This window comes from Mangrovimonas aestuarii (assembly GCF_028767185.1).
In the GTDB taxonomy this organism is placed as follows: Bacteria; Bacteroidota; Bacteroidia; order Flavobacteriales; family Flavobacteriaceae; genus Mangrovimonas_B; species Mangrovimonas_B aestuarii.
In genome coordinates, this window is the sequence record NZ_JARACK010000011.1 from 60,475 (window position 1) to 73,223 (window position 12,749).

The following is a 12,749-nucleotide window of genomic DNA, read 5'->3' on the forward strand; positions in this document are numbered from 1 at the left end:
ACTCGTATAAACGTTCTTTACATACAATTGTTTTTTTTGTGACTTTTAGGTTTAGCACATAATAAAACAAGACACTTTATATCATTCAATCTTAGGATCGAACAATATAAAGTTGATGTTTTTTTTAGATAGTAGAAACGTTGATAGATGATGCTAAAGAAAAAAGCGAAGAAACAATTACACAGAAACACGGATAACGAGTAAATACATTTTGAAAGTTACAATTAATGATGTTTCTGTTTGAAATAACAAAACTTGAATTGAAAACCTTAAAACACCGTTTTAAGAAATTTTAGTAGCAATGCTAAACGAGTTAGTAGGTCACGCGGAGTTATTTCAAAGAAAGCCATGTCAAAATAAATACAGGTTTACAGGTTTATATTGATATGGCTTTTGTTTTTTTATACATTTAACAAACACAATTCTGTATCCTTTTAATATTCCTACAAGGATTATCTATCTTCCTAAATCCGTTTACAGTAATCATAACTTGACATTTACACTACACATTACCTCATCGTTTTTTGTATATTTGCGACTCTTGGAAAATCACCTGTGATTTTCTTATCAATTCATAATTAAAAAAATTAACAAATGGCAAACACACCTACCATCTTTTACACCAAAACTGATGAAGCTCCTGCTTTAGCAACACAATCGTTGCTTCCAATAATCAAAGCCTTTACTCACTCTTCCAATATAGCATTGGAGACCAAGGATATTTCTTTGGCTGGTCGTATTTTGGCTAACTTCCCTGATTATTTAACTGAGGAACAACGTGTAAGCGATGCTTTGGCCGAACTAGGTGAACTTGCTAAAACTCCAGAAGCCAATATTATTAAGTTACCAAACATTAGTGCTTCTGTACCTCAGCTAAATGCTGCTATTTCCGAATTACAGGCACAAGGGTACAATATCCCAAATTATCCAGATGAGCCACAAACGGAAACTGAAAAAGATATTAAATCCCGTTACGATAAAATTAAAGGTAGTGCAGTAAACCCTGTATTGCGCGAAGGAAACTCAGATCGTCGTGCTCCTAAAGCGGTTAAGAACTACGCTAAGAAGCACCCACACAGTATGGGAGCTTGGTCATCAGATTCTAAATCGCATGTAGCAACAATGAGTGCAGGTGATTTCCGTTCAAATGAAAAGTCGGTTACTGTACAAAATGCTACAAACGTAAAAATTGAGCATGTTGACGCTAACGGAAACGTAACTACTTTAAAAGAAAAAGTAGCTTTATTGGATGGTGAAATCATCGACGCTACGATAATGAGCAAAAAAGCTTTGGTAGAGTTTTTAGACGCTCAAGTTGCTGAAGCCAAAGAACAAAACATTTTGTTCTCTCTTCACATGAAAGCAACAATGATGAAGGTATCAGACCCAATCATCTTTGGTCATGCCGTAAAAGTATTCTTCAAAGATCTTTTTGCTAAGCATGGGGAAACTTTCAAGCAATTGGGTGTTGATGTAAACAATGGTTTTGGTAACCTAGTTGAAAAACTAAACGAACTTCCAGAAGATAAGCGTCAAGAAATTGAAGCAGATATTCAAGCTGTTTACAATAACGGACCTGCATTGGCAATGGTAAATTCAGATAAAGGAATTACCAACCTACACGTACCTAGTGACGTGATCATTGACGCATCTATGCCCGCAATGATTAGAAACTCTGGAAAAATGTGGGATGCTGAAGGAAAAACTCAAGACACAAAAGCAGTGATTCCAGACAGTAGCTATGCCGATGTTTACGAAACAACAATAGAGTTCTGTAAAGAACATGGTGCTTTCGATCCTACTACTATGGGTACTGTTCCTAACGTTGGCTTGATGGCTCAAAAAGCTGAGGAATACGGTTCTCATGACAAAACTTTCGAAATCAATACTGCTGGAACTGTTCGTGTTGTAGACGCTAACGGAAACACTTTAATTGAGCACGCTGTTGAAGAAGGTGATATCTGGAGAATGTGTCAAGTTAAGGATGCTCCTATACAAGACTGGATTAAACTAGCTGTTAACAGAGCTAGAGCTACAGATACCCCTGCCGTTTTTTGGCTTAACGAAGATCGTGCACACGATGCTGAACTTATTAAGAAGGTAAACAAATATTTACCTAACCACGATAGTTCAGGATTAGACATCAGAATCCTTTCCCCTAAAGATGCAACTCAATTTACTTTAGAGCGCCTTAAGGATGGTAAGGACACCATCTCAGTAACAGGAAACGTTTTACGTGATTACCTAACAGACCTTTTCCCAATATTAGAATTGGGTACCAGTGCAAAAATGCTTTCTATTGTTCCTTTGATGAACGGTGGAGGATTGTTCGAAACTGGCGCAGGAGGATCTGCCCCTAAACACGTACAACAATTCATGGAAGAAAACCACTTGCGTTGGGATTCTCTAGGTGAATTTTTAGCATTAGCAGTATCATTAGAACACTACGGAAAAGTAAACAACGCCCCTAAAGCGTTAGTCCTCGCCGATACTCTTGATGAAGCTACAGAACTTCTATTGGAAAACCAAAAGTCACCTTCTAGAAAAGTAAACGAATTGGACAACAGAGGAAGTCACTTCTACTTGGCATTATATTGGGCTGAAGCTTTAGCAAACCAAACAAAGGATACTGAGTTACAATCGACCTTTACTAATGTTGCTAAAGAACTTAGAGCCAATGAAGCTAAAATTGTTGAGGAACTGAATAAAGTTCAAGGACAAGCTATGGACATTAAAGGATATTATGCTCCTAACGACGAACTAGCGGCGAAAGCTATGAGGCCTAGTGAAACGTTAAATAACATACTGAATACTTTATAAAAAAAGTAACATTTAAAAGGCTCCCTAATCGGAGCCTTTTTTTTAATTTCCCCCTAAAAATTGTACATGAACCTTTACAAGACTATTGTCCTGTTTTACTTGCTGATTTTCGGGACTTTGGGCATGGCTCAAGAAAAATTCACCCTTAGTGGAACGGTCACTGAATCGACTGGAAACGAAACCCTAATTGGTGTAAATATCCTAATCCCGGAACTACAAACCGGAACTACAACTAACGAATACGGTTTCTACTCTATTACGCTACCAAAAGGTGAATATAAAATTGTTGTTAGTTACCTTGGCTTCAAAACCTCAGTGGAAACCATTAACCTAGAACAAGACTTACACAAAAATTTTGAACTCACAGAATCTACAGAAAGTCTTGACGAAATTGTGATTAAAGAAGATGTTGAGAAAATCAACATTAGGAAACCTCAAATGAGCGTAAACTCCCTAACCTCAGCTACCATAAAAAAGATTCCTGTTGTTTTGGGAGAATCGGATGTTATTAAATCCATCACACTACTTCCCGGTGTTACTACTGCAGGCGAAGCCGGTTCTGGTTTTAATGTAAGAGGAGGTGCTGCTGATCAAAATTTAATCCTGTTGGATGAGGCCACCATATACAACTCCTCTCATCTATTCGGGTTCTTTTCGGTATTCAACCCCGATGCTATTAAGGATATTAAACTGTACAAAGGAGGAATCCCTGCACGTTATGGAGGGCGCGTATCTTCTGTATTGGACATTTACCAAAAAGAAGGAAACAGTAACGACTTTCATGCCAATGGTGGAATAGGTTTAGTGTCTAGCCGCTTGTTGTTGGAAGGACCTATTTCAAAGAAAAAAAGCTCGTTTCTAGTTGGTGGGCGCTCATCATACGCACATCTATTCCTTCCTCTATTTGATATTGACAACAAAGCCTATTTCTACGATCTAAACACCAAGATCAGTTACAACATTAATAACAATAACAGCATTTACCTTTCAGGATATTTTGGACGTGACTTATTCTCTTTATCAGATAGCTTCATAAACACCTATGGTAATGCACTTTTTAACTTCAGATGGAACCATTTATTTTCTGATAGGATATTCTCAAACTTATCGATAAACTATTCTGATTACTATTATGGATTGGACCTGAACCTAGTTGAGTTCAAATGGAACTCAGGAATTCAAAATATCAATCTTAAATACGATTTTAAACATTACGTAAGCAACGACCTAAAACTTTATTATGGTTTAAACAGTACCCACTACAAGTTTAACCCGGGAGAAATTGAACCGACAACCGAAACATCAGGGATAAATCCAGATAAATTAATCGACAAGTTTGCTTGGGAAAATGCAGTTTATCTAGATGCCGAATACGATTTTTCCAAATCAATTTCTGCTTCTGTTGGTTTGCGAGTAAGTTCTTTTCTTCGATTAGGGCAAGACGAGCTTAACAGCTATGCAAATGACATTCCTGTGACATTCAACCCTACATTTCAGATCTATGAGAAAGCAAATCCTATAGGTATTGAAACCTTCAAAAGAAATGATGTTATCAAATCGTTTTACAATTTTGAGCCTAGACTTTCTCTAGCGTATCGCCTAAGCGAAGAATCGTCTATTAAAGCCTCTTACAACAAAATGACTCAGTATTTACACCTAATCTCAAATACCAGTTCACCAACTCCTTTAGATGTATGGGCACCGAGTGGCAAATACATCGCACCCCAAAAACTACATCAATACGCCTTGGGGTATTTTAGAAATATCAAAGACAAATATTCCTTGGAAGTTGAAGGGTTTTATAAAACCATAAAAAACAGAATTGACTATATAGACGGTGCCGATCTTATCGCAAACGATGCTATAGAGCAGGTTATTCTTAATGGTAGAGCACGTGCTTACGGCACCGAAGTACTTTTAAGAAAGAACGAAGGAAGGATTACTGGCTGGGTAGCTTATACTTTATCACGATCGGAACAGCAGACCAAAGGACGGACGCCTGAGGAAATAGGCATTAACAATGGAAACTGGTATGTAACACCTTATGATAAAACCCATGACATTTCTGTAGTAGCCAGCTACAATCTGAACGACAAATGGGACTTCAATGCCAATTTCCTTTTTCAAACTGGACAACCGACCACTTATCCTATAAGCCAATACGAATACAATGGCATTAACTTCCCTAACTATGCCGACAGAAACTCAAACAGATTGCCTAATTATAATCGTTTAGATATTTCAGCAACTTATACCCCAAAACCAGATTCTACAAAACGCTGGAAACACAACTGGGTATTTGGGATTTACAATGTTTACAACAGAAAAAATGCAGCATCTATTAGCTTTAGGGAAAACAGTGATACAGGCATGAATGACGCTGTAAAACTATCCATTTTTGGAATTGTTCCTTCTGTAACCTATAACTTTAACTTCTAGAGCCATGAAAAAATTAATATACATCCTTACAGTTTCCATTTTATTTTTCAGCTGCGAAGAGGTTATCGACGTGGAAACTCCTACTGAAGCACCTCGATTGGTGGTCGACGCATCTATTAACTGGGTTAAAGGAACAACTGGAAATGAGCAGTCCATTAAGCTTAGCCTTACGGCTCCTTACTTCCAGGATAATATTCCTCCTGCAAACAATGCTATCGTCACAATAACTGATCAAGAAAACAATACTTATGAATTCCTTGAAGAAGGAGATACTGGTATTTACAAGAACAACTCATTTGTTCCAGTAATAAACAGAACTTATGTTCTCTATATTGAATATGACGGTGAAACTTACACCGCTACAGAATCTTTAAAATCGGTTGCTTCAATCGATTTTATTGAACAGAAAGACAATGGAGGCTTTTCAGGTGAAGACATAGAGCTTAAAGTGTATTATACGGATCCTGCAGATGAAGAGAATTATTATCTATTTGAATTCAATAGCGACATTTCAGAATTTCCTGAATTGCAAGTTTATGATGATGAATTTAACAATGGAAATCAAATTTTTGCTTTTTACACCGACTCAGATTTAGAAACTGGTCACCAAGTACTTATCCAGAACTATGGTGTTTCTAAACAGTTTTACAATTATATGTTCATCTTATTACAGCAAAGCAGTCAGGAAGGTGGTGGTCCTTTTGAAACTATGCCCGCAACGGTAAGAGGGAACTGCATCAACGTAACCAATCCTGATAACTTTCCTTTAGGGTACTTTAGACTCTCCGAAGTTGATGAATTAACCTATACGGTGGAATAAAATCCTTATTTTTGCAGCATGAGCTTTACCAAAACAACTGAACAGGATTCTAACTATAACAACCTTGAAAAAATGAGTGTTCACGATCTTTTAGTGAACATTAATCAAGAAGATAAAACTGTGCCTCTGGCTGTAGAAAAAGCGTTACCACAAATAGAGACTTTAGTAAAACAGATTTCCGATAAGCTTCAGGAAGGCGGGAGGCTATTCTATATCGGTGCTGGTACCAGCGGGAGACTTGGTATTGTTGATGCATCGGAGTGTCCTCCTACTTTTGGAGTACCTTTTGACTTGGTTATCGGCCTTATTGCCGGCGGTGACTCTGCCATTAGAAAAGCTGTTGAATTTGCCGAGGATTCTACTCAACAAGGTTGGAAAGATTTACAGGATTATAATATTTCCCCTAAAGATGTTGTTGTAGGTATAGCTGCTTCTGGAACGACTCCTTATGTTATTGGAGCCTTGGAAACCTGTAACAAAAATGACATTATCACAGGATGTATTACGTGTAATCAAGGAAGTCCTTTAGCCAAGGTCGCTCAATACCCTATTGAAGTAGTTGTAGGTCCTGAGTTTGTTACCGGAAGTTCTAGAATGAAGGCAGGAACCGCTCAAAAATTAGTTCTTAATATGATCTCTACAGCTACAATGATTCAATTGGGGCGCGTAAAGGGGAACAAAATGGTAGATATGCAATTGAGCAATAATAAGCTTGTTGACCGCGGTACCAAAATGCTAATAACCGAACTTAATATTACCAGACAGGAAGCCGAAGCACTCATTGCAAAACACAAAAACGTAAGAACGGCAATAAAACACTACAACAATGGCAACGGAAACAAAACGAACCAATAAAACCGTACTTGTTAACGGTTTGAAAAAAATGGCCATTTCATTGGCTGCTATGTTTTTGGGACCTATTCTAATTTCCGTGGCATTCTGGAATCAGGAGAAACCTCTCTTTATCCCTATCCTTTGTCTAGGCATATTTGTGGCTGGTGCTGCTATCTTTTTTGCTTTTAAGGGTATTATGACGATTATGGACAGCATGTTTAAGAAATAACATCTCTTAAGATAGTGTACAAAATGTCTATTTATCAGTTAAGAAATTGAATCTCCTATTTTAAACTATCTGGACGATTAAAGATAACTTTTACAGCTTGCCCGATAGTTTTTGATTGCGTCATATTTTTAACAATATCCTGCCATACATGAAAATTTAAAGTAATAGGATTAAAACCCTTTGGTTGCTCTAGAATACCATAATCAGCCTGCTCCATTTCAGGTTGAAAAGTGCCAAAAATTCTATCCCATATAATAAAAGTAGAACCATAATTCTTATCTAAATATTTCGGATTTCGACCGTGATGTACCCGATGGTGTGATGGTGTGGTAAAAAAAAACTCAATGGGTTTAGGGAATTTTCGAATGTACTCAGTATGAATCCAAAACTGATATAATACAGCTATTTGGTGACAAATAAAAAAAACGAAAGGATTGAACCCCATTAAACTAATTGGTAAAAAAAAGATTAGCTTGATTTGCTGTGTCCAGCTTAATCTAAAGGAGGTTGACAAATTATACTGTTCAGAATTGTGGTGAGTAACATGCGTGGCCCAGAACACATTAGTTTCGTGTCCGAAGCGATGCGCCCAATATCTCAGAAAATCCAAAATAAAGAAACAAAGAATGCAAGTGAACCAATTTACAGAAATACTCCAAGGTACTATGTTATACAAAAAAAGAACAATTAAGAACGTGGCACTTTTAGTAAGGGTACCCAAGCCAACTTGTACTAATCCAATGGTAAGTGAGGCCACAAAATCTTTTCCTTTGTAGAGTTTTTTATTTTGCCTAAAACTAATAAACATTTCCAATACAGCCAATCCAATCATAATGGGTGCAGCATATAGAATTAAGTTATTCTCATTTGTAAATGCAACAACCTGTTCCATAGTTATTTTCTCCTTCATATATTAGCTTTTTATAATCCCCTTTTTATTTTTCATGAGACGCATTTAGTCTGTTACTGTCTTTACAGCTTATACTCTAAATTTTATTGACTTGATTATAATGAATTCCATGTATTTATCATCAACAATTTTAAAATAAAATATTCTAACAAAACAGTAAAGTGATAGTTTAGTTTATGGGTAGATAATTTAATATCTGGTCTAATTCAATAAATTCTATTTAGAAAACACAATTTTTCACACTTGACTAAATTAATAATTGATGTACAAATCACGACTTTATTACCCCATAATATTGCCGTTCAATATTTTCGCGATGTTCGGGATGGGCAATATCTACCAAGGCTTTAACCCGCTGTTTGATGGTTTTGCCATATAAATTTGCAATCCCATATTCAGTGACTACATAATGTACATGGGCACGCGTGGTTACTACCCCAGCTCCGGGTTTTAAACATGGTACTATACGACTAACACCTTTTTTGGTTATTGAAGGCAAGGCTATAATGGCTTTCCCCCCCTCACTTAACGAAGCCCCACGAATAAAATCCATTTGCCCACCAACACCAGAATACATTCTCGACCCAATGGAGTCGGCACAAACCTGCCCCGTAACATCTACCTCAATTGCCGAGTTAATTGCAACCATTCTCGGATTTTGCTTGATAATATATATATCATTAACAAAGTCTGATGGACGCATTTCTATAAATGGATTATCATCTACATAATCATACAAACGCTTTGTTCCCATTAAAAAGGTTGCCAAGCCACGACCAGGAATAACTTCTTTATAATTACCGTTAATCACATCCTTTAAAATCAAATCAATTACCCCATCGGAGAACATTTCGGTATGTAATCCTAAATCTTTGTGATTGGTTAAGTTGGTCAATACGGCATTAGGGATTACACCTATTCCCATCTGTAATGTGCTCCGATCATCAATCAAACTTGCAACAAAGCTACCTATCTGTTTTTCCACTTCGCCTGCTTCACCCAAAGGGTGCTCAGGAATAGGTTCATCTACCTCAACGAACATATCAATTTCAGATACGTGAATAATTCCATCACCGTGCGTTCTAGGCATCTGCTTGTTTACCTGTGCAATTACCGTCTGCGCATTATCTATTGCTGCCAACGTAGCCTCAACCGAAACTCCCAAAGAACAGTATCCATGCCTATCTGGAATGGACACATGTATAAATACAACATCTATATTTATTATGTTTCTTTTAAAAAGCAATGGTAATTCACTCAAAAATACGGGGGTATAAGAACCATTTCCTGCAGCTAGGGTATGCCGCACATTCTTACCTATAAAAAAAGAGTTTACATGAAAACTGCTTTTAAGAGCAGGATCTGCATACGGTGCTTCTCCCTCGGTATGCAAATGGCATACTTCTACATGCTGTAATTCCTCATGACGGGCGGCTAGAGCTTTAACCAAAGCTTGTGGTGCAGCAGCAGCAGCCTGTACATAAACTCTATCGTTGGATTTGATAACCTTTACAGCCTCTTCGGCACTAACTGAAGTAAACATATTTTCTGAAAATTTCCCTTAAAGTTATTCATAAACCATTGATTATATGGCATTGTACCGACTAAATTCCGGTAAATTTGTACAAGAGTTATTTTCAGTATCTTTGCCATTATTTTTTAGATATGATTATAGTTAAAACCAAAGAAGAAATAGAGATCATGCGCGAGAGCGCTTTGGTAGTTTCAAAAACCTTAGGAATGCTTGCCAAAGAGGTAAAACCTGGCGTGACCACTTTACAGTTGGACAAAATGGCCGAGGAGTTTATTCGTGAGCAAGGAGCCATTCCTGCTTTTTTAGGACTTTACGATTTTCCGAACACTCTTTGTATGAGCCCTAATTCGCAGGTAGTTCACGGTATTCCTAACAATACTCCACTAGAAGAGGGCGATATCATATCTATTGATTGTGGTGCTGTTAAAAACGGATTTTACGGCGACCACGCCTATACGTTCGCCGTTGGAGAAATTGCTCCGGAGGTTGAAAAACTTTTACAGGTTACCAAAGAATCTCTTTACGTTGGAATTAGAGAGCTGAAAGTTAATAACCGAGTTGGCGATGTTGGTTTTGCGATTCAACAGTATTGCGAAGCCCATGGTTATGGTGTGGTACGTGAATTGGTAGGACATGGACTTGGACGTAAAATGCATGAAGATCCAGAAATGCCAAACTACGGAAAACGCGGTAGAGGAAAGAAATTTATAGAAGGTATGGTTGTTGCCATTGAACCTATGATCAATATGGGGACACAACGTATTAAGCAACACCGTGACGGATGGACCATTACTACTTTAGACAATAAGCCAAGTGCCCATTTTGAGCACGACGTAGCCATTGTTGATGGTAAACCTGAACTATTATCTACTTTTGGTTATATCTACGAAGCTCTGGGCATTGAAAGCAATGAAGAAGATGAGTTCCGCCAAAAAGCATTGGTGCTGTAATTTTGAAAGGACTCTTTAAAATTATATTAAATACTATACCGAGGCCGGTACTTATCAGGTTAAGCTATCTGGTGCGTCCGGCCTTAGAGTTATACCTTAAAGGTAACCGTTATACCGATCCTATTGACGGAAAAAGCTTTAGAAGTTTTCTTCCTTACGGCTATGGAAAACAACGCAATAACGTATTATCGCCGTCTACTCTCTCTCTAGAAAGACATAGGCTGTTATGGCTCTATTTACAAAACGAAACAGATTTCTTTACAGCTGCTCACAAAGTATTGCACTTTGCCCCTGAACAAGCGTTTTACAGTCGGTTTAGAAAGTTGAAGAATATCGATTATACAACTACCGATTTAGAATCGCCTTTGGCTGATGTTAAAGCGGATATCTGTAACCTTCCGTTTAAGGATAACAGTTTTAATATTATTCTTTGTAATCACGTACTAGAGCATATTCCTGATGACACCAGAGCCATGCAAGAGCTTTATCGCATCTTAAAACCAGGCGGTATGGGTATTTTTCAAATTCCACAGGATTTAAATAGGGAAGCTACTTTTGAAGACGATTCAATTACAGACCCAAAAGAACGCGCTCGTATTTTTGGTCAGTATGACCATGTTCGCATTTATGGCAGGGATTACTTTGACAAACTACGCTCTATAGGTTTTAAGGTTGACGAAGTAGATTATACATCTTCTCTATCCCCAGAAGATGTTAATAAATACTGTTTAGCTTCAGGAGAAATTATTCCTGTTTGTTATAAAAAATAAGCCCTTTAAAAAAGGGCTTGATAATTATGCTTCAGGAAATCCATTCAACGAGAGGGTTTCGAATTCATTGTCTTCATTCTCAAAAATCAAAAAGACCTTAAGTTCGGGGTGACGCTTTAAAAACTGTTTTACCTTTTCAATACCCATAGCCTTAAAAGCTGTGGCATAAGCATCGGCGGTCATACAATCATCTGCCATTACCGAAATACTCAACAAATTGGTTTTACTGGGATACCCAGTCTTAGTATCGATAATGTGGGCATAACGATTTCCATTTTCGTCTACTTTAAACTTTCTATAAGTTCCCGAAGTGGCCATCGCACCATCGTGCATGCTAACTGCTTTCATCACCGATTGTGAACCATCAAAATTAGGATCTTCAATACCAACTTTCCAATTACTATTCTTTTCAATATTCATACCCTTAGCGCGTATCTCCCCTCCTACCTCAACCAAGTAGTCTGAAACATTTTTAGACTCCAAATAATCGGCAATCACATCAACACCATAACCTTTTGCAATGGCATTGAAATCCAAAAACATATTCGATTCAGTCTTAATAATTTCATTATGTCGAATCAACACCTTACCGAACCCTACCCGTTTCATTAAATTTTCTACTTCTGCACTATCCAAATAGGCTACCTTGCCTTCTGGCCCAAAATCCCAAGCATTGACAAGAACCCCAATAGTAGGATCGAAAGCCCCATCGGTTTCTTTATAAACTTCCTTGGCCTTGGTGATTACATTTATAAAATGATCATCAACAAATTTGATTCTATTATCATTTAGTTTCGAGATAATTGAATTCTCATCGTATGTTGACATTGAATTGTTTATCACAGCAAATAGACTATCAAACTGCCTAGCATAATCAATCTCTCCTAGTGTAGCATACTGGATGCTGTAAGTAGTTCCAAATACTGGACCAGACACCTTGTTTAAAACAGGTTTCGATTCTTTTTTACATGCTAAAATAGTTACAGCCAAAATGGCCAATACTATATATTTTTTCATATTTAGTTAGGATTAGTTTCAATCACTTGAATGCCATTATACTCTAATTTATAAGGCTCATTAAGATAAACAGGAAGAGAATCATCTTTGGCGTTGGCAAGCCCAACACCTGCATAAAGTACTTTAGCGTCTTTTGAGCGGGCATGTGCCTTGAAGGTCTCCATCCACACTACATCGTAGTTATTTGGATTGTCCGGTAACAAAACGGCCTTTACAATAACAAAAAAGTATTGGCTGTTTTTGTCGATACACACAAACTGTGGATGCTTTTTAAGCTGACTGTTAACGGCTACGAATTCAAAACCACGCTTTTCTAAATCCCTTCCCACTAAATTCATGGCAAGGTTATGCAATTCCTGTTCACTTAAGGGTTTACTCATAGCGCAAAAATAGCGTATTAAACTGAAATTAGACCATGAAACACCT

At 37.4% G+C, this 12,749-nt stretch carries 11 protein-coding genes; 7 read left to right on the forward strand and 4 right to left on the reverse strand.

The window, feature by feature from the left end:
* Positions 1-594 precede the first annotated feature (594 nt).
* From PWU04_RS12735 to PWU04_RS12755, 5 genes are all read left to right on the forward strand, one after another.
* Positions 595-2,820 carry an NADP-dependent isocitrate dehydrogenase gene (locus PWU04_RS12735; protein WP_274476504.1) on the forward strand — a complete coding sequence of 742 codons (2,226 nt, stop codon included), beginning with the start codon at positions 595-597 and terminating at the stop codon, positions 2,818-2,820.
* A 66-nt stretch (positions 2,821-2,886) separates the two neighbouring features.
* Entirely contained in the window at positions 2,887-5,259 is a 2,373-nt protein-coding gene (locus PWU04_RS12740; RefSeq protein WP_274476505.1) for a TonB-dependent receptor, read from the forward strand.
* A 4-nt stretch (positions 5,260-5,263) separates the two neighbouring features.
* Positions 5,264-6,079, forward strand: coding sequence for a DUF4249 domain-containing protein (locus PWU04_RS12745; protein ID WP_274476506.1), 816 nt, complete (start codon positions 5,264-5,266; stop codon positions 6,077-6,079).
* 18 nt (positions 6,080-6,097) lie between these two features.
* Entirely contained in the window at positions 6,098-6,934 is an 837-nt protein-coding gene (gene murQ / locus PWU04_RS12750; RefSeq protein WP_274476507.1) for an N-acetylmuramic acid 6-phosphate etherase, read from the forward strand.
* Positions 6,906-7,142, forward strand: coding sequence for a DUF6095 family protein (locus PWU04_RS12755; protein ID WP_274476508.1), 237 nt, complete (start codon positions 6,906-6,908; stop codon positions 7,140-7,142). Before murQ ends, PWU04_RS12755 begins: the two co-directional genes overlap by 29 nt.
* 55 nt (positions 7,143-7,197) lie before the next feature.
* Here the strand turns inward: PWU04_RS12755 and PWU04_RS12760 are convergent, their stop codons facing one another.
* Positions 7,198-8,052 (reverse strand): sterol desaturase family protein, encoded by an 855-nt coding sequence (locus PWU04_RS12760; RefSeq protein ID WP_274476509.1) that lies wholly within the window; start codon positions 8,050-8,052, stop codon positions 7,198-7,200.
* Positions 8,053-8,323: 271 nt separating this feature from the next.
* Entirely contained in the window at positions 8,324-9,595 is a 1,272-nt protein-coding gene (locus PWU04_RS12765; RefSeq protein WP_274476510.1) for an acetyl-CoA hydrolase/transferase family protein, read from the reverse strand.
* Positions 9,596-9,717: 122 nt separating this feature from the next.
* On the opposite strand from PWU04_RS12765, the gene map reads away from it, so the two are divergent.
* Together map and PWU04_RS12775 are read left to right on the forward strand one after the other, a co-directional pair.
* Complete coding sequence (map, locus tag PWU04_RS12770) at positions 9,718-10,536, forward strand: type I methionyl aminopeptidase (RefSeq protein WP_274476511.1); 819 nt, start codon at positions 9,718-9,720, stop codon at positions 10,534-10,536.
* Between the two features lie 2 nt (positions 10,537-10,538).
* Positions 10,539-11,306 (forward strand): class I SAM-dependent methyltransferase, encoded by a 768-nt coding sequence (locus tag PWU04_RS12775; protein ID WP_274476512.1) that lies wholly within the window; start codon positions 10,539-10,541, stop codon positions 11,304-11,306.
* Between the two features lie 24 nt (positions 11,307-11,330).
* Here the strand turns inward: PWU04_RS12775 and PWU04_RS12780 are convergent, their stop codons facing one another.
* Both PWU04_RS12780 and PWU04_RS12785 read right to left on the reverse strand, forming a co-directional pair.
* On the reverse strand, positions 11,331-12,323 hold the full coding sequence (locus PWU04_RS12780) for an FAD:protein FMN transferase (protein WP_274476513.1): 993 nt from the start codon (positions 12,321-12,323) through the stop codon (positions 11,331-11,333).
* A 2-nt stretch (positions 12,324-12,325) separates the two neighbouring features.
* Positions 12,326-12,703 carry a Na(+)-translocating NADH-quinone reductase subunit F gene (locus PWU04_RS12785; RefSeq protein WP_274476514.1) on the reverse strand — a complete coding sequence of 126 codons (378 nt, stop codon included), beginning with the start codon at positions 12,701-12,703 and terminating at the stop codon, positions 12,326-12,328.
* Positions 12,704-12,749 lie beyond the last annotated feature (46 nt).